Below are 22,178 nucleotides of genomic sequence, written 5' to 3' on the forward strand. Positions count from 1 at the left end.
GGCTCCCGACCGAAACGACGGACGGGCCGACACCTGCTCCCGGCCGAAACAACGGACGGGCCGACAGCGTAGGCGTGTGGCTGGAGGTACGGCTGGGAGCCCCGAGCCGATCAGGCCGACGGCCAGTCGATCTCCGGGGAGCGGAAGTAGTTGACCCCGGCGGCCTCCCAGCGCGGCCCGAACGCGGCCACCCGGTCGCGGAAGGACGCCCAGTCCCGGCCGCTCTGCGGGGTCCACGCCACCTCGGCGACGGCGGGCAGCCGGGGGAAGGTGAGGTACTGCACGTCGGCCGGGCTGCGCAGGGTCTCCGACCAGAGCGGGGCGGCGACACCCAGCACCGACTCCTCGGGGAGACCGGCGAGGCGGTGTGCCGGGTCCCAGTCGTACGAGCGGGCGACCGGGACCAGGCCGGCCCAGTCCAGCCCGATCGGGGTGTTCTCGTCGTACTTCATGTCCAGGTAGACCCGGTCGGCCGGTGACATGATCACCTGGCGGCCGGACGCGACCACGCTCGGCGCCTCGGCTTCCGGGCGCCAGTACTGCACGACGGTGTCCGCGGGCAGCTCGACGCCGGCGATCTCGTGCCAGCCGATCGCCCGTTTGCCGTACTTCGCGGGCAGCGGCAGCACCCGGGCCAGGAACGCGCGGTAGTCCTCGGGCGAGGTGGAGAGGCACTCGTCGCCGCCGATGTGCAGGTACGGCCCCGGGGTGGCGTCGGCGACGGTCTTGAGGACGGCCTCGACGAAGGCGTACGTCTCCTCCTTGCCGGCCACCAGCGAGCTGTACCCGACCTCGGCGTCGGTACGCGGCGCGATCGGCTGCCCGTCCACGGTCAGTTCCGGGTACGCCACCAGCGCCGCGTTCACGTGCCCGGGCATGTCGATCTCCGGGATCACGGTCACGAACCGCTCGGCGGCGTACGCGGTCACCTCGGCGTACTCGGCCAGGGTGAGGAAGCCGGGCCCGGCGCCGTCGCAGCCGGTGCCCGGGCCCCCGCCGATCTCGGTGAGCCGGGGCCAGCCCGGGATCTCCAGCCGCCAGCCCTGATCGTCGGTGAGGTGCAGGTGCAGGTGGTTGATCTTGAATTGGATCAACAGGTCGAGATGCGCCTTGATCTCGTCGACGGTGAAGAAGTGCCGGGCCAGGTCGAGCATCGCCCCGCGGTACGCATAGCGCGGCCGGTCCTCGATCACCCCGCCGGGCAGCACACCGTCCCCGGCGGCCAGCTGGCGCAGCGTCTGCACACCCCAGAAGAGCCCGGCCCGGGTGGCGGCCCGCAGTGTCACGCCGTCGCCGGCGATCGCCAGGCGGTAGCCCTCCGCGCCGAGCCCGGCGGCGTCGTCAAGCTCGAGGCGGACTCCCCCGTTCTCGTCACCGGCGCCGGGGAGAGCAGCCAGCCAGGTCGTCGTGTCAGGGGAGAGAGTGAAGGTCACGGCCGGTTCCGGAACTACCAGAGCGGGCGCCGGGATCACATCGCCGAGCCGCTTCGTCAGAGGGCGCACTCTGAACACTCTAAACTGTTTCGCTATGGCGATAACTGTGCGTCACGCCACCCATGGCGACGAGCAACCTTTACACGCCCTGGCGACACTTACCTTCGGATTAGCCTGCCCACCGGGCACTGAACAGACAGACATCGATACGTTCATCGCCACCCACCTGTCCGTGGCCCGGTTCGCCGACTACCTCGCCGACCCGGACCGGACCGTGCTGATCGTGTCGGATCAGGATCAGCCGCTGGGCTACGCGATGCTGGTCCGCGGCCCGATCGCGGATCCGGACGTGGCCGCCGTGGTGGACCCGGACACCAGCGTCGAGCTGAGCAAGTTCTACCTCTCCGCCGAGCGGCACGGCTCGGGCGCGGCCGCGGCCCTGATGGCGGCCACTCTGGACGCGGCCGCCGCGACCGGCGCCGCGACCTGCTGGCTCGGGGTGAACCAGCAGAACGTCCGGGCCGCCAAGTTCTACGCCAAGCACGGCTTCGACATCATCGGCGTCAAGCGGTTCCTGGTCGGCGCGGAGTGGCACGACGACCACATCCGCAGCCGGCATCTCATCACGTGATTTTTATATAAGCCACGACCGAAACGTGACGCGAAAGTGTCGCACCCGGTCGCTACCTTCATTGATGCGGACCGACGCCACGGGGGCGTCGGTCCGTCCACATCAGAGTGATCCTTCGCGGGACAGCGCCGCGCCCGCCGTGCGGACCAGTTCGCGCAGCTCGTCCGGGGATTCGACGGTGAAGGGCGCGCCCAGCACGCCCAGCACCATGGCCGGCCAGCGCAGGTCGTCGACGTTCATCCGAAGTCGACAGACGCCGTCGCGCACCGGTTCACAATCGCCCCAGTTGCCGACGAAGGCGCGAATCGCCTCCGGTGACTCCCGGATCAGCACGGACACCTCGTACCGATTGGGGATTGCCCTGATCCGCGACCGCAACCAGGCCACCGGATCTCCGCCCGGGATCTCCCGGGGCCGGAAGCGGGCGCCGGTCGGCACCGGGCCGGCGATCCGGTCCACCCGGAAATTGCGCCAGTCGGCCCGGTCCAGGTCCCAGGCCAGCAGGTACCACTTGCGGCCCAGCGGTACCAGCCGGTGCGGTTCGACGTGCCGTCGCGAGCCGGCGCCCTCGCGCGGCGTGTAGTCGAAGCGCAGCCGTTCCTCGGCCCGGGTGGCCATCGCGATCGTGGTCAGCACCCCGGCGTCCAGGGTCGGGCCGCCGCCGAAGATGCCGGGGCTGGTCACCGCCTGCAGCGCGTCGATCCGGCGGCGCAACCGGGGCGGCAGCAACTGGATCACCTTGGCCAGCGCCCGCACCGAGGTCTCCTCGAAACCGGCGACCGCGCCGGCCGCGGCGCTGCGCAGCCCGACCGCGATGGCCACCGCCTCCTCGTCGTCGAGCAGCAGCGGTGGCATGGCGGCGCCGGCCTGCAGCTGGTACCCACCGGCCACGCCACGGTTGGCGTCCACCGGATAGCCCAGCTCACGCAGCCGGTCCACGTCCCGGCGCAGGGTGCGCGGGCTGACCTCGAGCCGGTCGGCCAGCTCCGTGCCGGGCCAGTAGCGGTGGGTCTGCAGCAGCGACAGCAGTCGCAGCATCCGGGCACTCGTGTTCGCCATCAGCCCAGACAACCTTTCATTGCGGACAGGAGTTGGCCGCAATGAAAACTAGCGTCGAAGCCATGATGATTGCGACACGAGAACTGACGAAGCGGTTCAAGAGCGTGACCGCGGTCGACGGCATCACGCTCGAGGTCGCGGACGGCGAGCTGGTCGCCCTGCTCGGGCCGAACGGCGCCGGCAAGTCCACCACGCTGCGGATGCTCACCACGCTGATCCCGCCGACCGGGGGCAGCGCCGAAGTGGCCGGTTTCGACGTGGTCGCCAAGCAGCGCGAGGTGCGGCGCCGGATCGGCTACATCGGACAGGGCAACGGCGCCGGGCACAGCCAGCGCGGCCGGGACGAGCTGATCAGCCAGGGCCGGGCGTACGGCCTGCCGGTCCGTCAGGCGCGCGCCCGGGCCGGCGAGCTGATCGAGTCGCTGGGCCTGGGCGAGGTCGCCGACCGTACGGTCTCCTCGCTCTCCGGCGGCCAGCGCCGCCGCCTGGACATCGCGATGGGCCTGATCCACGCGCCCGAGCTGCTCTTCCTGGACGAGCCGTCCACCGGGCTGGACCCGCAGAACCGGGCCAACCTGCAGGAGCACATCGTCGGGCTGCGTCGCGAGCACGGCACCACGATCGTGCTGACCACGCACTACCTGGAGGAGGCCGACTCGATCGCGGAACGGGTGATCGTCATCGACCACGGCCGGATCATCGCGGACGACACCCCGCAGCGGCTGAAGGCCAAGCACGTCGGCGACCGGGTGTTCCTCGGCTTCGGCTCGGAGACCGACGCGACGACGGCTGCCGGGCTGCTCAACGGGGTCCGCGAGGGCGACCGGGTCCAGGTCTCCGCCGACGACGGGCCGCGGATGGTCCCCGGCGCGATCGAGGAGCTGCGGACCGCCGGCGTCGCGGTGCACTCGGTCGAGGTCACCCGCCCGACCCTCGACGACGTCTTCCTGACCCTGACCGGTCGCAGCCTGCGCAACGAGGAGGCCTGATCATGAGTTCCCTGGTCGCCGACACCCGCGTGGTCTTCAGCCGGGAGCTTCGTCCGGTGCTGCGCAGCCCGTTCTCGATCGTCTTCTCGATGGTCCAGCCGCTGTTCTTCCTGGCCCTGTTCGCGCCGTTGCTGCCCGAGGGGTCGTCGCTGCAGTGGTTCGTCCCCGGGATCATCGTGATGTCCTGCCTGTTCGGCTCGTCGATGACCGGCTCGAACCTGCTCTACGAGATCCAGACCGGCTCGCACGAGCGGATGCTGGTCACCCCGCTGCGACGTCCCGCGCTGCTGATCGGGCGGGCGCTCAAGGAGATCGTCCCGATGATCGCCCAGGCCGCGGTGATCGTGCTGGCCTGCCTGCCGTTCGGTTTCCGGCTGCACCTGACCGGCGCGGTGCTCGGGCTGCTGATCCTGGCCGGGTTCTGCGTCGGGCTGGGCGCGCTGTCGTACACCCTGGCGCTCGCCTCGAAGAATCAGGAGTGGCTGTTCTGGACCGTGCAGCAGACCCTGCTCTTCCCGCTGTTGTTGCTGGCCGGGGTGCTGTTGCCGATCGACAACGGTCCGGGTTGGTTGCGGTCGCTGTCCCAGATCAACCCCATGACGTACGTGGTGAACGCCGAGCGGGCGCTCTTCGACGGCGACGTCTGGTCCCGGACGACGGTCCACGGACTGATCGCCGCGGCCGGGGTGGGCCTGCTCGGATTGTTCGTCGGTGTCCGGGCGATGCAACGCTCCGACTGACCCGCCCGCCCGCTACCTTCTTTCTCGCATCGCCCGGCGAAACCGCGACCGGGGTGATGGAGCAGGAAGGTGGCGGGCGGATGCTCGGTCGGGAACGAGGCCGGCGTGACACTGCTCGGGACGAGTCCCCGCGCAGGATCCTCCAGCGGCCCGGCGCCCTGCTGCGCGGCGAGCTGTTGCCCGGGAATTTCCGCCAGTTCTTGGACGGCTTGCGCCTGGACGGGCTGCGCCGATCGGCCGGCCACGCACCGGCGCAGCGCCACGGCAACCCGGACGCGGTGGTGGACTGCGCGGTCTACGCCGGTGGCGCGCGCCGCGCCGAGCCGGGTCACCCGCGCCAGGTGCCCTACCCGGAGGCGGCCCGGATCGCCCGGCGCCGCCGCAACGCGTTCGTCTGGCTCGGCCTGCACGAGCCGGACCAGGCCACCATGACCGTGGTCGCCGAGGTGTTCGGCCTGCACGAGCTGGTCGCCGAGAACGCCACCAGCGGCGGCCACCGGCCCGGGGTGGAGACCGTCGGCGAGGTGACCCGGCTGGTGCTGCGCGCCGCGCGCTACGTCGAGCACGACCGGCTGACCGCCACCTCCGAGGTGGTCGAGACCGGTGACATCACCGTGCTGATCGGCCCGTGGTTCGCGATCACCGTGCGGCACGGCCCGGTCGGCCCGCTCCGGGCGGTCCGCGAGGAGCTGGAGACCCGCCAGGACGTGTTGCGGCACGGCCCGTGGTCGGTGGCGTACGCGGTCGGCAACCGCCTGGTGGAGAACTACCTGGAGGTGGCCGCCCACGTCGAACGCGACCTGGAGCGCCTTGAGGAGGAGACCTTCGCGACCGTCCGCACCGACGGGATCGCCCACATCTACCAGCTCAAACGGGAGATGGTGGAGTTCAAGCGCGCGGTGCTGCCGCTGGCCGACCCGCTCACCCGGCTGCTGGAGGCCCGGAACCTCCCGGCCGGGCTGCAGCCCTACCTGGAGGACGTGCGTGGCCGGCTGAGCCGCGCGGTGGACCGGGTGGCGAGCTTCGACGACCTGGTCAACTCGATCCTGCAGGCCCGGCTGGCGCAGATCTCGATCGACCAGAACGACGACATGCGCAAGATCGCCTCGTGGGCCGCGATCGCCGCGGTACCGACGGTGATCGCCGGGATCTACGGGATGAACTTCGCGGTGATGCCCGGACTGGACTCGCCGTACGGTTTCACCGGCGCCATCGCGGCGATGGCCGGGCTCGGCGGCGGCCTCTACTGGCGGCTCAAGAAGGCCGGCTGGCTCTGAGCGCCAGCAATCACCCAGAGTAGCGGCGACCAAGGTCACAGCGAGCAGCCGTCCAGAAGTCCACTTCGGACCGCTATCCTCGCTGAGCTGACCCTTTTCCCCTGATCGGGTCGAGTCGGCTATCCGTTCGGCCGACTTCTACACCGGACGGTAGGCGAAGCCCAGCGGCTTACCCTCTCCCCGCAAACACGGCGAGTTACTAGTTTCTGGTGGCGTCGATCTTTGGGGGATGACTGAAGTGACGGCACTAGACGCCGCTCCGCGGCAGGGCACGGCACCGCCCGGCGAGCGCGGCGTCCTCGCCTCGCTGCGCGGTCACGTCGACCTCTTCCTGAACGCCGGCTCGTTGATGGCGACCACGCTGATCACGTCGGCGTTCGGGTTCGCGTACTGGTGGGTGGCCGCGCACGTGGCCTCCCCCTCGGCCGTCGGCCAGGCCTCCGCGGCGGTGTCCGCGATGACCCTGATCGGCACGATCGGCATGTTCGGCATGGGCACCATGCTGATCTCCGACCTGCCCTCGATCTCCCGCGGCAAGTGGGACCTGATCTCGACGTGCCTGCTGGTGGCGGGCGCCGCGGCGACCGTCGGCGGCGTCCTCTACGTGGCCGTCGCGCACCTCTGGATCCCGAGCCTGCAGCAGGCCATGGGCGGCGTGCCGGCCACCGCGCTGCTGGTCACCGGCATCGCGCTGAACGCCATGACACTGGTCCTCGACGAGGCCATGGTCGGCCTGCTCCAGGGCCCGCTGCAGCTGATGCGCAACGCCTGGTTCTCGGTGATCAAGCTGGTGCTGCTCGGCCTGCTGGCGCTGCTGCCGATCACGCTGACCGGCGGCGAGCTGCTGCTCACCTGGGTGGCCGGCGTGGTCGCGTCGACAGCGATCCTGCACGGGGCGATCCGCCGGCGCGGGATGCTCGACTCGCTGCGGCCCCGGGTGTCGCTGCTGCGCGGCCGCGGCCGGGCCACCCTCGACCACAACCTGCTGAACCTGGCCACCTACCTGCCCCGGGCGGCCCTGCCGCTGATCGTCACCGCGGTGCTGTCGGCCGAGGCGAATGCCGCCTTCTACACCGCGTTCATGGTGCTGTCGTTCCTGGCCATGGTGCCGGGCAACGTCGCGCTCACGCTCTTCGCGGTGGCCAGCGGGGACCGCGCCGCGCTGCGCAGCAAGGTCCGGATGGGCCTGCTGATCTGCCTCGGCGGCGGGCTCCCGGTCGCGCTGGTGGTGATGGTGCTGGCCCACCCGATCATGTCGGTCTTCGGCAAGCAGTACGCGGACACCGCCGACACCGCCCTGGCCATCCTGACCCTGACCTACGTGCCGTTCGTCTTCCACCACTTCTTCCTGGCCGTCTCCCGGGTGCAGAACCGGGTCCGTGGCGCCGGGATCTTCTCGGTCTTCGCCGGCGCCGCCGAGCTGCTGGCCGCCTGGTGGGGTGGCAGCCACGGCGACCTGAACGACCTGGTCACCTGGGTGGCCGTGGTGATGGCGATCGAGGCCGTGCTGGTCGCACCGATCGTGCTGAAGGTTGTATTCGCGCCCGTCGTCGACGAGACGGCGATGGCAGAGGGAGTGAATGTCATGTCCACCACCAGCCTGACCCTGCACGAGCGTGCCTGGCTGCCGCTCGAGTACATCCGCACGGTCGGCCCGCTGACCGGTGTCACCGCGGACCGGCTGCGCGCCGCGCTCGTCGGCCTGCACACCGCCGACGCGACGCACCGCGCCGTCTCCCGGCTGGATCGGGCCGGCGCGAAGTGGCAGCACATGGACGCGGCCAGCTTCGCGACGTACGTGCTGGACGCGGTCACCGATCTGGGCCCGGGCCCGGTGGACTTCGACGAGATGACCCGGCGGTTGCAGGCCGAGCCGAGGGCACACCACCCGGTGCGGATCCTGGCCGGCGGCGGGTACGTGGCGCTCAAGGTGTCCCACGCGTACGGCGACGCCGGCCCGGTGAACACCCTGCTGCACGAGCTGATCCAAGCCGCGAACGAGGGCCGGGCGGCGCGGATCGCCCCGTCCGTACGGCACCGTGCGGCGCTGCCGAAGGCCTGGTGGAAGCAGTTCGGCCTGCACCCGGACCGGTGGAAGGCGGGACTGAGCTTCCCGAAGCCGCCACACCAGGCACCCGCGCCGACCCGGCCGTGGCGGGCCGACCTGACCGTGCGCACCGCGCGCTCGGCCCTGGTGCTCGCCGACATGCGCAGCTGGCGCGACGAGTACGCCCCGGGCGTCACCACCTCGGCGATCACCTTCGCGGCGTTCACCTCGGCTCTGGTCGAGCTGGGCCTGCGGCCCGACCTGACCGGCGGCACGTTCCTCGCCGACGCCCGGCGCTACCTGGGCAAGGGCGTCAGCATCGACAGCAACTTCTGCATGGGCCCGTACCTGCGGCCGGCGAGCCTCACCGACCCGCTGTCGATCCACCGCACGCTCAAGGCCGAGCTGGCCACCGGCCGGTTGCTGACCATGATGGTGCTGCGCGAGGGCAAGATCATGCTGACCGGCGCGCCCGGCATGCCGGACCCGTTCCCGGCCGAGATCGCGGTCGAGCCGCAGCCCCGGCTGACCTTCAGCAACCAGGGCCGGCACGACATGCTCAGCGACCTGCCGTGGGCGGTCGACGCGACCGGCCGGATCAACCAGAGCGTGCCGACGCTCAACGGTCCCGAGGGCATCACGCTGACCACCAGCGAGATGAACGGCGTGCTGCACCTGGAGGCCACGTTCCACGCCTCGACCTATGACCCGCAGCTGCTCGAGCGCGCCCTGGACCTGGTCTGCAGCGACCCGGCCGGACTGATCATGGCTCGTCGCTGACGATCTCACGACCCCGATCTTGTACGCATGAAGAAGGCGCACGGCCGGGGGGAAGCCGGCCGCGCGCCCTCTTTCATCCGGGGCTCAGGTCAGTGGTGACCGCCGCCCTGCCCCGGCCCACCGTGGTTCGAGCCACCCTGGTCACCGCCGCCGGGCTGGCCGCCGCCGGGGTGGGCGCCGCCCTGGTTGTGGTTGCCGTGGTTGCCCTGGCCGGTGGGCCCGCCGGGGTGGCCGGTCCCGGGAGCGCCCGGACCGCCGTGACCCCCCGGCGAGGTGGAGCGCAGCACCGGCAGCGAGAGCACCGTGGTGCGCGTCTGAGTGCGAGCGCGCCGCCCGCAGTCGTCGTACGAGATGGTCGCCCAGAGTTTGGTCACTCCGACCAGGTTGCGGTCCGGGGTGACCCGGATCCGGGTGACGTCGCCGCGCCGCGTGGAGAGGGCGGCACCGCGCAGGAACATCGCCGAGCGGCGGTTGCCCGCGTAGTCCACCCGGACCCGCTCGCCCCGGACCTGCACCTGCGCGTCGCAGATGTTCCGGTCGGTCCGCCACGCGATGTCGACCCAGCTGGCCGCGCCGGCCTGCACCGGCTTGAGCCACATGCTGGTCGGCTGGGGGCCCCGAGGCGCCGCGGGTGCCGCAGTCGCCGGCGTCGCCGCGACCGTGGTGGCCATCCCGGCCGCTGCGGTGGCAAGCGCGAAAATTGTTCCGATTCGCCGACTCATGTGCATTACGAATCCTCCGATGCCCTCTGTTCAACCGGTCGGCGGTGGGCCGCCCGGCGAAAAGGACAATATGGGAAATGGCCTACCGAACACCCCTTAATTTCCGGCGTTTCCGGACACCAACCTTAATGTGGACAAATCGCCACCATTCGGTCATACGAAAAGCCGATGCCGGGCCGCGCAAGATTTCCGTTACGCGTGACTGAAACGAGCCCGGCGGGGTAAAGCCACGCCCATGACGGAGAACGCGGAAGACCTCGGCGAACCGGTCGCCTACCTGGTCCTTCGGGAGGGCGTCCCGGTCTGCACACCCAGCGGCGACCCGGTCGGCACCGTGACACGCGTGCTCGCCGACGAACGCGAGGACATCTTCCACGGGCTGCTGATCAGCACACCGGACGGGCCACGGTTCGCCACCGGCGACCAGGTGGCCGGCCTCTACGAGCACGGCGCGATCGTCACCGAGCCGGCCGAACGCCTGGCCCGGCCGAGCGCCGACCTGCCCGCCGCGCGCCAGGACAGCGGCCTCAGAAAAGCCTGGAACTGGCTGGTCCAGCCGAAGTAGCCCAGCGCAGGGTTTCCCCGGCTGGTGGTGGCGGCTGCCTCAAGACCCACGAGGCAGCCGCCACCACCAGCCGGAGGAGCGGGAGCGGTCAGCGGCCCCAGCGGAGCAGGCACGCGCCCAGGGACATGCCGCCGCCGAACCCGGCCAGCAGCACCAGGTCACCCGGCCGGAACGCGCCGGCCCGGTTCGCGTCGTCCAGGGTGACCGGCAGCGACGCGCTGCCCACGTTGCCGTACCGCTGCAGGGTCAGGTGGGTCCGCGCGCTCTCCAGACCGGCCGCCGTGACCAGCTCCTGCAGCATGATCCCGTTGGCCTGGTGCGGCACGAAGTGGTCCACGTCGCCGGCCTTGCGCCCGGAGCGGGCCAGCAGCGCGGTCAGCGCCGGCGGCACCGCGGTGGCCACGAAGTCCCGCACGCCGCGGCCGTTCATCCGGAAGTAGTGGTCGCCGGCCGCGACCGTCTCCGGCGAGGCCGGCAGGCGGCTGCCGCCGGCCTTGACGTAGATCAGGCCGTTCGCCGCACCGTTCGAGGTCAGCTCCAGGTCGATGATCCCGAACCCGTCCGGTACGGCGCCGACCACGGCCGCGCCCGCACCGTCGCCGAAGAGCACCGCGGTGCGCCGGTCGCCGAAGTCCAGGATCCGCGAGTAGACGTCCACCGCGATCACCAGGACCAGCGCGCCCGGGTTCGTGGCCACCAGGCCGTTCGCCACACCGAGGGCGAAGACCCAGCCGGCGCAGACCGCGTTCACGTCGAAGCAGGCGGCCCGGTCCGCGCCGATCAGGTTCTGCACCAGGTTGGAGGTGGGTGGCTGGGGCGAGTCGCCGGTGGAGGTGGCGACCACCACGTAGTCGATCTCGGCGGCCGCGACCCCGGCGTGCTCCAGGGCGGCCCGGGCGGCGTGCGCGGCCAGGTCGGAGGCCGCCTCGTCGGGGGCGGCGAACCGGCGGGCCTCGATCAGGGTCTTCCGCGCGACCCAGTCCGGGTCGGCGTCCGGCACCCGCGCCGCCAGGTCCACGTTGGTCACCACCTGAGCCGGGAGATACGAACCGGTCCCGAGAATCCCGACCGCCATGACTGCCTCCAATTGCCGGAAATAGACGGATATTTTGCCCAGCACTAGAAGAGCCCCGGCCGGTGTGGACCGGGGGCTTCGTCAATCGGGTGGCGCTACTTCTGCGATCGGTCCCGGTACGTCCAGGCCCCGTTGCCGAGCGTGCCCCGGCCGGTCGCGCTCGCACTGGCCTGCTGCTGCTGCTCCGCCTGCTTGGCCAGCCGGGCGTCGATCCGCGCGTTGAGGTAGTCGGCCGCCGCGCGGTCCTCCTCGTTGGGCGCGGCCATCAGCGCGTACACCATGCCGATGATTCCGAAGATCACCGCGAGGCCGATCGGGACCAGCAGCGAGCCGGCCGTGGCGCCCTCGATGGTGCCGAAGCTGGGCTCCTCCACCACCGACATGGCGGACATGCCGGTGAAGTGCATGCCGTTGACCGCGATGCCCATCACCAGCGCGGAGACGAACAGGATCGCCGGCTTGCTGACCACCAGGGTGAGCCAGAGGGCGACGGTGGCGGCGACCACGGCGATCACGACCGAGAGGCCGACCCGCGCGCCGGCGTAGTGGATCTCGCCGTTCAGCCGCATCGCGGCCATGCCGGTGTAGTGCATGGCGGCCACGCCCAGGCCGGCCAGGACGCCGCCGCTCAGGATCCGTACCTGCCGGGCCGCGGTGCCGAGCAGCGCGATGGCCAGCCCGGCGCCGACCGCCGCCAGGGCGATCACGATGCTGGCCGCGGTGAGGCCGACGTCGTAGCGGATCGGGGTGCCCTGCACCTCGAAGCCGAGCATCGCCACGAAGTGCATGCTCCAGATACCTGTCGCGCCGATCGCCACGGTGGCCAGGACCAGCCACCAGCCGCGCTCGGCGCTGCTGCGGGCCGACCGCAACCGGACCGCGCTGGTCAGACCAAGCAATGAGCCGAGCACCGACAGCAGGTAACTGACTGCCGGGGTAACCCATCCGTGATCGAAGTGATGGATCTCCGCCATGGTGCCGCGCTCCCTCTCTGGTGAAGAGCCTTGCCGCGCTGCATACTGCCCCACACTCGTTGCAGCCGTCACCGATTGTGATCCATGTTTCGTTACGTGCGCACGAGCAGATGATCTCGATTTGGGGTCATGGCCGATGAAGCATCATCCGAATCGCCGATACCACGACCCGTTTTGCCTAATCAAGGGCCTTGATGTCAGATCCGTCATGATCCGACTACAAATCGGACGATCTTATAGTTGCAAGATTAATAGTAACGTTCAGTAATTAAAACGAAATTCACCGGCCCCCATGGGACCGGTGAATGCGAAGAGCGCAGCGTGATGGCGTTATGACGCAGCGGACGCGTGCCCCGCCGGGGAGAGCAGATCCAGCGCCGAGATCCGTTGCGAGTGCAGGATCTGCACGGTGCTCTCGGTGCAGGCGCCCGGCGTCTCGGACATCACGCAGAGGGTGCCGATGATGTGGCCCTCCGGCGAGTGCAACGGGACGCTCGCGTACGACCGCACCCCGCTCACCGCGAACAGCGGCGTGTCCGCGTACTCGTCGCCGGCCCGGCTGTCGCCGATCAGCACCGGTACGTCCTCGGCCACCACGATGGTGTCCGGCGACCATTCGGCGAGCACCCCGCCCGCCTCCCGCACCCACGTCGGCAACCCGTACGACCCGGCCACCACCACGGTGTCGTTGAGGATCAGGGTGATCACCGCAGTCGGCACCCCGGCGAGCTCGGCCAGCCGCTCGGCGAACGCGTCAAGCCCGGCGGCGAAGTCCGGCCGGGCGAGGAAGCCGGAGACGGCGAGCAGCCGGGGCACGTCGGTCATCTGGTTGGTGATCTCCGGCGCCACCCGGTCCACCGCCCGTGCCGCGAGCAGCTCGTCGGCCGCTTCCAGCAGGTGCTTGGCGCGGACCGGCTTGGTGATGGTGATGTCGCAGAGCCCGCGCGCCGCGGCCGGGGTGGCCGCGGACAACATGATCACCGGGATCGCCGCGGTGGACTTCTCCGAGCGCAGCCGGTAGGCCACCTCGATGCCGCTCATCCCGGGCATGTGATGGTCGAGGATGACCAGGTCGGGCGCGACCCGAACGATCATGTCCAGCGCCGCCGGGCCGTCCGGGACGGCCTGCACGGCATGTCCGGCGCCGGCCAGCACCGCCGACAGCACGTCGGCGATGTCCTTGTCGTCCTCCGCGATCACGATGGACGCCATGACCTGCCCCCCTCGGTCGGTCGCACGATCGCACCGACTGTAGACCCACGGAAGCCCCGATATCCGCAGAATCGGGACATAGTCAGGAGGGCTGGGCCGCCCAGGCCAGCTCGGCGCTCCGGATCCGTTCCACCAGGGCAGCGATCCAGGCCAGCTCGGCCGAGACCAGGCCACTCCAGTACCCGTGCTCGAGGGTGTGCAGCTCGGCCATCGCCCCGGATCCGGACGGCAGCCCGGCCTGCTCCGCGGCCAGCCGCTCGGCCCGGGCGGTCAGCAGGACGACCGCCTGATCGGCGGGGAGGCTGCCCAGATAGGCCACCGCGAGCGCGAAGTCGATCGAGGCGACCGGGCTGTCCCGCAGCCCGGACTCGAGCTTGGCCCGGAAGCCGGAGATCCCGCGGGCGGTCAGCTCGTACTCGGTGCGGGGCGGCCGGTTGCCGACCTGGCCCGGCTCGCGGGCGGACACCAGCCCGTTCCGGTGCAGCGACTTGAGCAGGGTGGTCACCGTGCTGCGGGTCGCGGTGAGGTGTGCGTACCGCTCCTGGAGGCGGGTCGCCAGATCGTAGGCATGCGCCGGCCGCTCCCCGAGGAACCCGAGGATCGGCAGCACCAGACTGTTCCGTGAGGCATCCAGCGGCATGGACCAACGTTATGGGCGTATACACCTAGAGACAACCCAATATTGACCCTGCTCTCCGATTAGGCCGGTGTTGGCACCTGCCGTCCCACAATGTGGCATCACCGGCCTGATGGATCACGCCGATCGCGGGCCCGCCGGTGGTCGTAGGCTGGCTCGGTGGAACCTCTGACGAACTGGGCCGGCAACATCACCTTCGGCGCGCGGCGGGTGCTCCATCCGCGCTCGGTCGACGAGGTCCGCGAGATGGTCGCGGCCGCCTCGAAGCTCCGCGTGCTGGGCAGCGGGCACTCGTTCAACCGTCTCGCCGACACCGACGGCGACCTGCTGTCGCTGGCCGGCCTGCCGCGGATCGTCGAGATCGGACCGGACCGGACCACGGTCCGGGTGGACGGCGGCATCCGGTACGGCGAACTCGCCACCCGCCTGCACGCCGAGGGCCTCGCCCTGCACAACATGGCGTCGCTGCCGCACATCTCGGTGGCCGGCGCGGTCGCCACCGCGACACACGGCTCCGGGGTCCGGCACGGCAACCTGGCCACCGCAGTGGCCGGCCTGGAGATCGTCCGCGCCGACGGCGAGCTGATCACGCTGGCCCGGGGCGACGCGGACTTCCCCGGCGCGGTGGCCGCCCTCGGCGCCCTCGGCCCGGTCGTCGCCCTGACCCTCGACGTGCAGCCCTCCTTCGAGCTCCGGCAGTACGTCTACGAGAACCTGCCGGTCGCCGCGGTCCGCTCGCAGCTGGAGCAGATCCTCGCCGGCGGGTACAGCGTCAGCCTGTTCACCACCTGGGCCGGCACCGACATCGACCAGGTCTTCCTCAAGCGGGTCGAGCCGATGACCGGCGACGACTACTTCGGCGCCACCCTGGCCGACGGCCCGCGGCACCCGGTGCCCGGCATGCCCGCCGAGAGCTGCACCGAGCAGGGCGGCGTGCCCGGCCCGTGGCACGAGCGGCTGCCGCACTTCCGGATGGAGTTCACCCCGAGCAGCGGCGAGGAGCTGCAGTCCGAGTGGCACCTGCCCCGGTCGGTGGCCGGTGCCGCGATCGAGGCGGTGGCCGAGCTCCGCGAGCGGGTCGCGGCGGTCCTGCAGGTCTGCGAGATCCGTACGATCGCCGCCGACGACCTGTGGCTCTCCCCCAACCACCAGCGGGACAGCCTGGCCCTGCACTTCACCTGGATCGCCGACACCGACGCGGTGCTGCCGGTCGTCGCCGACCTGGAGAAGGTGCTCGGGCCGCTCGGCGCGCGCCCGCACCTCGGCAAGGTCTTCACCACCGCGGCGCTCGCCGAGTACCCGCGCTTCGCCGACTTCACCGCGCTGGCCGGGCGTTTCGACCCGGCCGGCAAGTTCCGCAACGAGCTCCTCGAGCGACTGCTCGGATGAGCACGGTCCTGGCGACGTTCCGGGCGGAGGCGGACGCTCTCGGGCACGTCGCCTCCCGGTGGGCGCGGGACGACTGGGGCCGGCCGACCCGGTGTGCGCCGTGGTCCGTACGCGAGTTGTTCGCCCACGTCCACGTCGCCCTCGCCTGGCTGCCCGGCATGCTGACCGCGCCGGCGCCGGAGGCGGCGCAGGTCTCCGCCGCCGGTTACTACCGCCCGGACCACCGCACCCCCTGACCCTCAGCTGACCCCCACCCCGGCTGGCTCTCAGGTGTGCCTCCGGCACCCCGAGACACCCCCGACAACCAGCCGCACGAACCGCAAGCTGGACCGCGACCGGACCGTGGCGGGGCCTCAGGGGTGCCTCCGGCACCCTGAGACACCCCTGGGGACCAGCCGGGGGCGGGCGGCGCGCGGCGGGACCAGCTGGGGGCGGGCGGCGGGTCAGCAGCCGCAGGTGACTCCGGCGGGGGCGGTCAGCTCGTCGGCGGGGCGGGAGTGGTCGCCCGCCGCCGACCGGACCGGGAAGCCCTCGCGGACCCAGTACTCGTAGCCGCCGATCATCTCCTTGACCGGGTAGCCGAGCCGGGCGAACTCCAGCGCGGCCCGGGTCGCCCCGTTGCACCCCGGCCCCCAGCAGTAGGTGATCACCGAGGTGCCGGCCGGGATCAGCTCGGCGGCCCGGGCCGCGATCTCCCGGGTCGGCAGGTGCACGGCGCCCGGTAGGCGTCCCTGGTCCCAGGACTCGGTGCTGCGCGAGTCGACCACCACCACGCCGGGCGTACCGGCCTCCAGGTCGTGGTGCACGTCGCTGACGTCGGTCTCGTAGCGGAGCCGGTTGCTGAAATGCTCGATAGCGCTGGTCATGGCACTGATCGTGCCGCCGCGCGACCGATCGGCCCAGTGGCGCGAATGCCATCCACCGCTAAGATTTCGCCATGTCACGACGGACGGTCACCGTGCTGGCCTACCCCGGCATGTCGGTCTTCGAGCTGGGCATCGTCACCGAGGTGTTCGGCCTGCCCCGCCCGGAGTTCGACCGCCCCTGGTACGACCTGACCATCTGCGCCGAGACCCCCGGCCCGGTCCGGGTGGTCGGCGGCGCGGCCCTGCACACCGAGCACGGCCTCGACACGTTCGCCGCCGCGCAGACCCTGATCGTCCCGGGCGTGCCCGACGTCCGGGTCGACCCGTCGCCGGCCCTGGTCACGGCACTGCGCACGGCGCACGCCCGGGGCGCCCGCATCATGTCGATCTGCTCGGGAGCATTCGCGCTGGCCGGAGCGGGCCTGCTCGACGGCCGCCGGGCCACCACGCACTGGCGGTACGCGGAGATCCTGCGCGCCCGCCACCCGCAGGTCGAGGTCGACGCGGACGTGCTCTACCTGGACGACGGCGACGTGCTGACCAGCGCGGGCAGCGCCGCCGGGCTGGACCTCTGCGTGCACGTGGTCCGCCGTGACCACGGCCCGGCGATCGCCAACGCGGTCGCCCGGCGCCTGGTCGTGCCGCCGCACCGGGACGGCGGGCAGGCGCAGTTCATCGAGGCGCCGGTGACCGACGACCCGGCCGACGACCGGCTGGCCCGGAGCATGGAGTGGGCGCTCGGCCATCTGGTCGAGCCGATCACCGTCGAGGTGCTGGCCCGGCGCGCGCACATGTCGGCGCGGACGTACCTGCGGCACTTCGCCCGGGCCACCGGCGGGTCACCGATCCGCTGGCTGATCGACCAGCGGGTGCACGCCAGCCTGGCGCTGCTGGAGACGACCGGGTCACCGATCGAGGAGGTGGCGGCCGCGGTCGGTTTCGACACCGCGGTCACCTTCCGGCACCACTTCACCCGCACCATGCGGACGTCACCGTCCGCCTATCGCCGAGCATTCCGAGAGAAGGACGGTCAGGCGGTCGGAGCCTCGTAGGTCAGGCTCGCGAACAGGCCGTCCGTGGTGCTCCAGCCGTTGTAGAGATACCGTCCGGAGCCGTTCTTCTCGGTCGGTTCGGTGCCGTAGGCGTCGAACGCGCCGGTCCCGGCGGGCTTCGTCGTCAGGGCCTCCCGGCAGCTGGTGGCCGCCTCGGCCCGGGCCTCGCCGACGATCCGGTTGCCGACCCAGTCACCCAGCGCGGTGCAGGCCTCCGCGGTTCCCGGGGACACCGACCAGACCACGGTGAACGTGGTGTCACCGACGAGCACCGGCACGCCGTCACGGTCCTCCCAGGTGCCCGCGTCGACCACGTCGGAGTTGTCGGTGGACTGCAGAAGCGGTTCGCGGACCGCGGTCCAACCGGCCGGGCCCCCGGTCGCCAGGACGCCACTCAGCGCGGTGTCCCGCATCGTGGTGGCCGACGGCGGGTTGAGCCGGCCCCAGAGGACGAGCACCAGCACCACGGCCACCAGGACGCCGAGCGCGATGAAGGTCGCTTTTCGGCGGCGGCGAGGGGCCGGGGCCGGCGCGTCGACGGGCTGTTCGGTGCCGAGGTCACTCACCGCACCAGTGTCACCCGGCCGGGCAACCGGCGTCGGAGCGGGACTCGAGTTCGATGGCCATCGTTCCGCCGGGCGGCACCGTGACCGATTCCGATAGCGGCCGCCGGGTGATCGCGTTCGTGGCCGGTGCGGGCAGCGGCACCGTGCCCGGGGTCTCGCCGTGGTTGAACAGGAACACCAGGTCACCGCGGCGGACCGCTTCGACGTGCGGTGGCAGGCCGGGCAGCACCGGTGGCACGCCGGCCTCGGTGGCCACCCGGTCCAGCAGCCGGCGCAGCGCGTCGTCGTCCAGGCCGGGCGAGACGTACCAGGCGGTGCCGGCGCCGTGCCGGTGACGGGTGATCGCGGGGGCGCCGGCCAGCACGTCGCCGGCGTACCGGACCAGGGTCTCGGCGCCGGCCGTCTCGACCCGTTCACTCCAGCGCACGCCCTGGTCGCCGTTGTCGAGGGCGATCGTCGTACCGATCGGAAGCGGTCGCCACTCGACCACCCGGACCCCGAGGAAATCCCGGAAGGCGCCGGGATATCCGCCGAGACGGATCCGGCCGGCCGGGTCCGCGATCCCGCTGAGATGCCCGGTCACCAGATGTCCGCCGCTCGCGACGAAGTCGCGCAGCGCCGCCGCGACCTCATCCGACACCAGGTAGAGATGCGGCAGGACAATTATTTTGTACGCACTGAGCCCCGCCGCGAACCCGTCCCGCCCCGGGAAGACAAAGTCGGTGGCCACCCCGGAGGTCCACAGTGCCCGGTGTGCCTGCTGCACCGCCCCCAGGTAATCAATGTCGGCCGCCGGCAGCCCGCCCCCTTGCAGCGCCCACCACGACGGCGCGTCCCAGGCGATCGCCACCTGCGCCGGCACCGGCGCGGTCACCTGCCCGTCCAGCGCCTTGAGGGTCCGCCCCAGCCCGACCGCCTCCCGGAACACCGGACTGTCCGGGCCGGCGTGCGGCACCAGCGCCGAGTGGAACAGTTCGGCGCCGCCGCGCGGTTGCCGCCACTGGAAGTACATCGCCCCGCGCGAGCCCCGGGCCAGGTAGTTCAGGCTGTGCCGGGTGAGCCGGCCGGGCTCCTTGGCGTGCATCCGGCCGGGCGTGTAGATCAGGTTCGGCCCGGTCTCCATCAGCAGCCACTCGCCGCCGCCCGCCCAGCCCCGGGCCAGGTCGCCGCCGAACGCCGTCTCGGCCTCGGCGTTCCGGTCCGCGGCGGCCGGGTAGTGATCGACCGCAACGAGATCCATTTCGGACGCCCAGCGCGCGTGGTCGACGCTGACCCAGCCGCCCTGCACGAAGTTCGTGGTGACCGGGATGTCCGGGTTGGCCGCGCGGAGCAGGTCACGCTGCTCGACGTACGCGCCCAGCAGCTCGTCGGAGAGGAACCGGCGGAAGTCCAGCACCTGCGCCGGGTTCGGCAGGTACTGGGTGGCCCGGGGCGGCATGATCTGCGCCCAGTCGGAGTAGCGCTGGCTCCAGAACGCGGTGGTCCACGCGTCGTTCAAGGTGTCCAGGTCACCGTGCCGCTTCTGCAGCCAGCCGCGGAACGCCGTGGCGGTCAGGTCGCAGCGGCAGTCCGTGCCGTACTCGTTGTGCACGTGCCAGAGCGCCAGCGCCGGGTGCCGGGCGTAGCGCGCGGCCAGCTCGCCGGCGATGCCCCGGGCGGCGGCGCGGTAGGCCGGAGCGGACACGCAGTAGGTGTCCCGGCTCCCGTGGGTGAGGCGCACGCCGTCCGCGGTGACCGGCAGGCCCTCCGGGTGGGCCAGGGTGAACCAGGGCGGCGGCGAGGCGGTCGGGGTGGCCAGCGCGACCTTGATCCCACCGGCGTGCAGCTGATCCATGATCTGGTCGAGCCAGCCGAAGTCGAAGCGGCCCTCCTCCGGCTCCAGATGCGACCAGGCGAAGACGCCGAGCGAGACGATCGTGACGCCGGCTTGCCGCATCAGCGCGACGTCCTCGGCCCAGACCTCTTCCGGCCACTGCTCGGGGTTGTAGTCGCCGCCGAAGAACAGCATCGCACCACCTTGACTTTAGTTTTGATTCTAAACAAAGTAGGTGGCGTGAGCATCAACGTCAATCCGGCCTTCCACTCCCCGATCACCACGGACGACTGGGAGCACGCGCTGATCAGCGGGAACGGGCGGCAGGGCGCGCTCTGCTACGGCTCCCCCGCCGCGCTGCGCTTCACCCTCGCCCACGAGGCGGTGTTCCAGCCGGTCACCGAGCCGCTGCCGGCGCCGGACACCGCCTCGGCGCTGCCGCGCCTGCGGAAAATGCTGTCCGAGGGCCGGTTCGCCGAGGCCGCCACCGAGGTCGGCGACCTCGCGATCAAAGACCATCCGGGGTACGCATCGACGCGCTGGATCGACCCCCTGATCGGAACGGCCACCCTGACGTTCACCCCGGACCGGCCGGGGCCGGGCTGGTCGCGGGGCACCGACTTCCGCACCGGTGTCGTGGTGTCGGCGTGGGACGGGGTGACCTGCGAGGCGTTCGTGTCCCGCCCGGCCGACGCCCTGATCATCCGGGTCACCGGGTGCGGCGGGACGGTGTCGCTCGCCCCGATCGACGGCACCCCGGAACGCCCGATCGACGTGCGCGTCGACGACCTCGCGCTGACCGCCCGCTTCACCGGCGCGGACTGGCCGGAGGCGCTGCCCGGGTACACCGTGACGGCGCGCTCATGGCGTACCAGAAATGGGGTCTTGATCGTCGCCCGGACCACCCCCGGCCTGGAACCGGACGCCCTCCCTGATCTGCCTTCTTTTGATCAGCTGCTCGCCGCGCACGCGGCGGAGCACGGCGACCTGTTCGACCGGGTCCGCCTCGAGCTGCCCGACCCGCGCACCCAGCAGCTCTTCGACGCCGGCCGTTACGCGATCATCAGCAGCACCGGCACCCGCCCGCCGACCCTGCAGGGCGTCTGGAGCGGCACCTGGTCGCCGCCGTGGCGCAGCGCCTGGACGATCGACGGCAACCTGCAGGCCGCACTGCTCGCCGTGCACACCACCGGCACCCCGGAGCTGATGCCACCGCTCTTCGACCTGCTCGACGAGCTCCGCGACGACCTGCGCGAGAACGCCCGCCGCCTCTACGGCCTGCCCGGCCTCTACGCCCCGGCGCACCTCGGCACGCACGGCCGGCAGAACCACTTTGGACCGATCTGGTGCCTGACCTTCTGGACCGCCGGCGCGGCCTGGCTCGGCCGGCTCTACCTGGAGCACTGGCAGCACACCGGCGACGTGGACTTCCTGACCGATCGTGCCCTGCCCTACCTGCGCGAGGTCGCCGCGTTCCACCTGGCGTTCGCCGAGATCGTCGACGGCCGCGCCCGGTTCAGCCCGTCCTACTCACCGGAGAACCACCCGGGCAACACCGGCTCGCAGGCCACTGTGGACGCGACCCTGGACGTGCAGGCAGTCGGCGACGTGCTGCGTGCGCTGCTCCACCTCGACCCGGCGGCAGCCGACGCGCCACGCTGGCGCACCCTGCTGGACGCGCTGCCGCCCTACCGGATCACCGCCGACGGCGAGCTGGCCGAGTGGCTCGACCCGCGCTTCGACGACAACCACGCACATCGGCACTGCAGCCACCTCTACCCGTTCTATTACTCCGGCGACCCGGTGATCGAGGAAAATCCGGCGCTGCGCGCCGCGGCGGTCAAGGCGGTCCGCTCCCGGTTGCGGTGGTGGCTGAGCGAGGCCTCCGACGAGATGGGGTACGGCCTGGCCCTGCTCGGCGTCGCCGCCGCCCGCCTGGGCCTGGCCGCCGAGGCGCACGCCGCGCTGACCCGCATCTCGTCGGCCTACTGGCGCCCGAACCTGGTGCCCACCCACAACCGCGACCACATGTTCAACGTGGACCTGGCCGGCGGCCTGCCCGCCCTGGTCGCGGCCATGCTGCTGGCCAGCCGCGACGTACTCCCGGACGGCGTGGCCCGGCTGCGCCTGCTGCCCGCACTACCCGCCGAGTGGCCCACCGGGTGCGTCACCGGCTTGCTCGCCCGAGGCCCGGTCCGCGTCGACCTGTCCTGGGCACCGGACTCCTTGAAGGCCACGCTGACCTCCGCATCCCCTCGAACCGCCGTGATCACCTGGCCAGGCGGCACCCGCACCGTCCCCCTCACCGCCAACACCCCGCTCCACCTGCACCTGCCGCTCTGACCCACCCC

At 71.6% G+C, this 22,178-nt stretch carries 20 protein-coding genes; 10 read left to right on the plus strand and 10 right to left on the minus strand.

The window, feature by feature from the left end; translation table 11 throughout:
* Positions 1-110: 110 nt before the first annotated feature.
* On the minus strand, positions 111-1,502 hold the full coding sequence (locus tag ADL15_RS24795; RefSeq protein WP_067695880.1) for a beta-N-acetylhexosaminidase: 1,392 nt from the start codon (positions 1,500-1,502) through the stop codon (positions 111-113).
* Positions 1,503-1,527: 25 nt separating this feature from the next.
* Between ADL15_RS24795 and ADL15_RS24800 the strand changes: the two genes are divergently transcribed.
* Positions 1,528-2,064, plus strand: coding sequence for a GNAT family N-acetyltransferase (locus ADL15_RS24800; RefSeq protein ID WP_067695883.1), 537 nt, complete (start codon positions 1,528-1,530; stop codon positions 2,062-2,064).
* A 102-nt stretch (positions 2,065-2,166) separates the two neighbouring features.
* Here the strand turns inward: ADL15_RS24800 and ADL15_RS24805 are convergent, their stop codons facing one another.
* The gene (locus tag ADL15_RS24805; protein ID WP_067695886.1) at positions 2,167-3,123 is read right to left on the minus strand and encodes a helix-turn-helix transcriptional regulator; all 957 of its coding nucleotides are present in this window, start codon (positions 3,121-3,123) and stop codon (positions 2,167-2,169) included.
* A gap of 62 nt (positions 3,124-3,185) precedes the next feature.
* On the opposite strand from ADL15_RS24805, the gene ADL15_RS24810 reads away from it, so the two are divergent.
* The 4 genes from ADL15_RS24810 to ADL15_RS24825 all read left to right on the plus strand — a co-directional run bounded on the left by ADL15_RS24810 (position 3,186) and on the right by ADL15_RS24825 (position 8,956).
* Entirely contained in the window at positions 3,186-4,112 is a 927-nt protein-coding gene (locus ADL15_RS24810; RefSeq protein ID WP_232344318.1) for an ABC transporter ATP-binding protein, read from the plus strand.
* Positions 4,113-4,114: 2 nt separating this feature from the next.
* Positions 4,115-4,852 carry an ABC transporter permease gene (locus ADL15_RS24815; protein ID WP_067695890.1) on the plus strand — a complete coding sequence of 246 codons (738 nt, stop codon included), beginning with the start codon at positions 4,115-4,117 and terminating at the stop codon, positions 4,850-4,852.
* Positions 4,853-4,932: 80 nt separating this feature from the next.
* Entirely contained in the window at positions 4,933-6,129 is a 1,197-nt protein-coding gene (locus ADL15_RS24820) for a magnesium and cobalt transport protein CorA (protein ID WP_083971695.1), read from the plus strand.
* A gap of 229 nt (positions 6,130-6,358) precedes the next feature.
* Complete coding sequence (locus ADL15_RS24825) at positions 6,359-8,956, plus strand: lipopolysaccharide biosynthesis protein (protein ID WP_157441585.1); 2,598 nt, start codon at positions 6,359-6,361, stop codon at positions 8,954-8,956.
* Positions 8,957-9,045: 89 nt separating this feature from the next.
* Here the strand turns inward: ADL15_RS24825 and ADL15_RS24830 are convergent, their stop codons facing one another.
* Positions 9,046-9,678 carry a hypothetical protein gene (locus tag ADL15_RS24830; protein WP_157441586.1) on the minus strand — a complete coding sequence of 211 codons (633 nt, stop codon included), beginning with the start codon at positions 9,676-9,678 and terminating at the stop codon, positions 9,046-9,048.
* Between the two features lie 235 nt (positions 9,679-9,913).
* Here ADL15_RS24830 and ADL15_RS24835 point away from each other — a divergent pair, with 235 nt between their 5' ends.
* Positions 9,914-10,243, plus strand: a complete 330-nt coding sequence (locus ADL15_RS24835; RefSeq protein WP_067695899.1) for a hypothetical protein — start codon at positions 9,914-9,916, stop codon at positions 10,241-10,243.
* Between the two features lie 88 nt (positions 10,244-10,331).
* On the opposite strand, the gene ADL15_RS24840 is transcribed toward ADL15_RS24835, so the two are convergent.
* From ADL15_RS24840 to ADL15_RS24855, 4 genes are all read right to left on the minus strand, one after another.
* Entirely contained in the window at positions 10,332-11,318 is a 987-nt protein-coding gene (locus tag ADL15_RS24840; RefSeq protein ID WP_067695902.1) for a 3-oxoacyl-ACP synthase III family protein, read from the minus strand.
* A 95-nt stretch (positions 11,319-11,413) separates the two neighbouring features.
* Entirely contained in the window at positions 11,414-12,292 is an 879-nt protein-coding gene (locus ADL15_RS24845; protein ID WP_067695905.1) for an MHYT domain-containing protein, read from the minus strand.
* Positions 12,293-12,622: 330 nt separating this feature from the next.
* On the minus strand, positions 12,623-13,504 hold the full coding sequence (locus ADL15_RS24850) for a response regulator (protein ID WP_067695908.1): 882 nt from the start codon (positions 13,502-13,504) through the stop codon (positions 12,623-12,625).
* 82 nt (positions 13,505-13,586) lie between these two features.
* Positions 13,587-14,144 (minus strand): PadR family transcriptional regulator, encoded by a 558-nt coding sequence (locus ADL15_RS24855; RefSeq protein ID WP_067695911.1) that lies wholly within the window; start codon positions 14,142-14,144, stop codon positions 13,587-13,589.
* 156 nt (positions 14,145-14,300) lie between these two features.
* On the opposite strand from ADL15_RS24855, the gene ADL15_RS24860 reads away from it, so the two are divergent.
* Together ADL15_RS24860 and ADL15_RS57120 are read left to right on the plus strand one after the other, a co-directional pair.
* A complete protein-coding gene (locus tag ADL15_RS24860) occupies positions 14,301-15,530 on the plus strand; it encodes an FAD-binding protein (protein WP_067695914.1) in 1,230 nt (409 codons plus the stop codon).
* The gene (locus ADL15_RS57120) at positions 15,527-15,766 is read left to right on the plus strand and encodes a maleylpyruvate isomerase N-terminal domain-containing protein (RefSeq protein ID WP_067695917.1); all 240 of its coding nucleotides are present in this window, start codon (positions 15,527-15,529) and stop codon (positions 15,764-15,766) included. The genes ADL15_RS24860 and ADL15_RS57120 overlap by 4 nt, the downstream gene beginning before the upstream one ends.
* Positions 15,767-15,973: 207 nt before the next feature.
* Here the strand turns inward: ADL15_RS57120 and ADL15_RS24870 are convergent, their stop codons facing one another.
* Positions 15,974-16,396 (minus strand): rhodanese-like domain-containing protein, encoded by a 423-nt coding sequence (locus tag ADL15_RS24870; RefSeq protein WP_067695920.1) that lies wholly within the window; start codon positions 16,394-16,396, stop codon positions 15,974-15,976.
* A 71-nt stretch (positions 16,397-16,467) separates the two neighbouring features.
* Between ADL15_RS24870 and ftrA the strand changes: the two genes are divergently transcribed.
* The gene (gene ftrA / locus ADL15_RS24875) at positions 16,468-17,448 is read left to right on the plus strand and encodes a transcriptional regulator FtrA (RefSeq protein WP_067695922.1); all 981 of its coding nucleotides are present in this window, start codon (positions 16,468-16,470) and stop codon (positions 17,446-17,448) included.
* Here ftrA and ADL15_RS24880 read toward each other — a convergent pair.
* Both ADL15_RS24880 and ADL15_RS24885 read right to left on the minus strand, forming a co-directional pair.
* Positions 17,427-18,014: a hypothetical protein gene (locus ADL15_RS24880; protein ID WP_067695925.1), complete on the minus strand. Its 588-nt coding sequence runs from the start codon at positions 18,012-18,014 to the stop codon at positions 17,427-17,429. The genes ftrA and ADL15_RS24880 overlap by 22 nt on opposite strands.
* Positions 18,015-18,024: 10 nt before the next feature.
* The gene (locus ADL15_RS24885; protein ID WP_067695928.1) at positions 18,025-20,022 is read right to left on the minus strand and encodes a beta-galactosidase; all 1,998 of its coding nucleotides are present in this window, start codon (positions 20,020-20,022) and stop codon (positions 18,025-18,027) included.
* A 45-nt stretch (positions 20,023-20,067) separates the two neighbouring features.
* Here ADL15_RS24885 and ADL15_RS24890 point away from each other — a divergent pair, with 45 nt between their 5' ends.
* Complete coding sequence (locus tag ADL15_RS24890; RefSeq protein WP_067695931.1) at positions 20,068-22,170, plus strand: glycosyl hydrolase family 95 catalytic domain-containing protein; 2,103 nt, start codon at positions 20,068-20,070, stop codon at positions 22,168-22,170.
* Positions 22,171-22,178: the final 8 nt, after the last annotated feature.

Origin of the sequence: Actinoplanes awajinensis subsp. mycoplanecinus, assembly GCF_001509495.1 — a bacterium.
Classification (GTDB): domain Bacteria; phylum Actinomycetota; class Actinomycetes; order Mycobacteriales; family Micromonosporaceae; genus Actinoplanes; species Actinoplanes palleronii.

What these genes read in the sequence shown, in the direction of transcription:
- ftrA (WP_067695922.1), top strand. Translation starts at nt 16,468, where the DNA reads ATGTCACGACGGACGGTCACCGTGCTGGCCTACCCCGGCATGTCGGTC.
- ADL15_RS24820 (WP_083971695.1), top strand. Translation starts at nt 4,933, where the DNA reads ATGCTCGGTCGGGAACGAGGCCGGCGTGACACTGCTCGGGACGAGTCC.
- ADL15_RS24835 (WP_067695899.1), top strand. Translation starts at nt 9,914, where the DNA reads ATGACGGAGAACGCGGAAGACCTCGGCGAACCGGTCGCCTACCTGGTC.
- ADL15_RS24845 (WP_067695905.1), bottom strand. Translation starts at nt 12,292, where the DNA reads ATGGCGGAGATCCATCACTTCGATCACGGATGGGTTACCCCGGCAGTC.
- ADL15_RS24840 (WP_067695902.1), bottom strand. Translation starts at nt 11,318, where the DNA reads ATGGCGGTCGGGATTCTCGGGACCGGTTCGTATCTCCCGGCTCAGGTG.
- ADL15_RS24850 (WP_067695908.1), bottom strand. Translation starts at nt 13,504, where the DNA reads ATGGCGTCCATCGTGATCGCGGAGGACGACAAGGACATCGCCGACGTG.
- ADL15_RS24815 (WP_067695890.1), top strand. Translation starts at nt 4,115, where the DNA reads ATGAGTTCCCTGGTCGCCGACACCCGCGTGGTCTTCAGCCGGGAGCTT.
- ADL15_RS24870 (WP_067695920.1), bottom strand. Translation starts at nt 16,396, where the DNA reads ATGACCAGCGCTATCGAGCATTTCAGCAACCGGCTCCGCTACGAGACC.
- ADL15_RS24855 (WP_067695911.1), bottom strand. Translation starts at nt 14,144, where the DNA reads ATGCCGCTGGATGCCTCACGGAACAGTCTGGTGCTGCCGATCCTCGGG.
- ADL15_RS24830 (WP_157441586.1), bottom strand. Translation starts at nt 9,678, where the DNA reads ATGAGTCGGCGAATCGGAACAATTTTCGCGCTTGCCACCGCAGCGGCC.
- ADL15_RS24805 (WP_067695886.1), bottom strand. Translation starts at nt 3,123, where the DNA reads ATGGCGAACACGAGTGCCCGGATGCTGCGACTGCTGTCGCTGCTGCAG.
- ADL15_RS24825 (WP_157441585.1), top strand. Translation starts at nt 6,359, where the DNA reads ATGACTGAAGTGACGGCACTAGACGCCGCTCCGCGGCAGGGCACGGCA.
- ADL15_RS24800 (WP_067695883.1), top strand. Translation starts at nt 1,528, where the DNA reads ATGGCGATAACTGTGCGTCACGCCACCCATGGCGACGAGCAACCTTTA.
- ADL15_RS24810 (WP_232344318.1), top strand. Translation starts at nt 3,186, where the DNA reads ATGATGATTGCGACACGAGAACTGACGAAGCGGTTCAAGAGCGTGACC.
- ADL15_RS57120 (WP_067695917.1), top strand. Translation starts at nt 15,527, where the DNA reads ATGAGCACGGTCCTGGCGACGTTCCGGGCGGAGGCGGACGCTCTCGGG.
- ADL15_RS24885 (WP_067695928.1), bottom strand. Translation starts at nt 20,022, where the DNA reads ATGCTGTTCTTCGGCGGCGACTACAACCCCGAGCAGTGGCCGGAAGAG.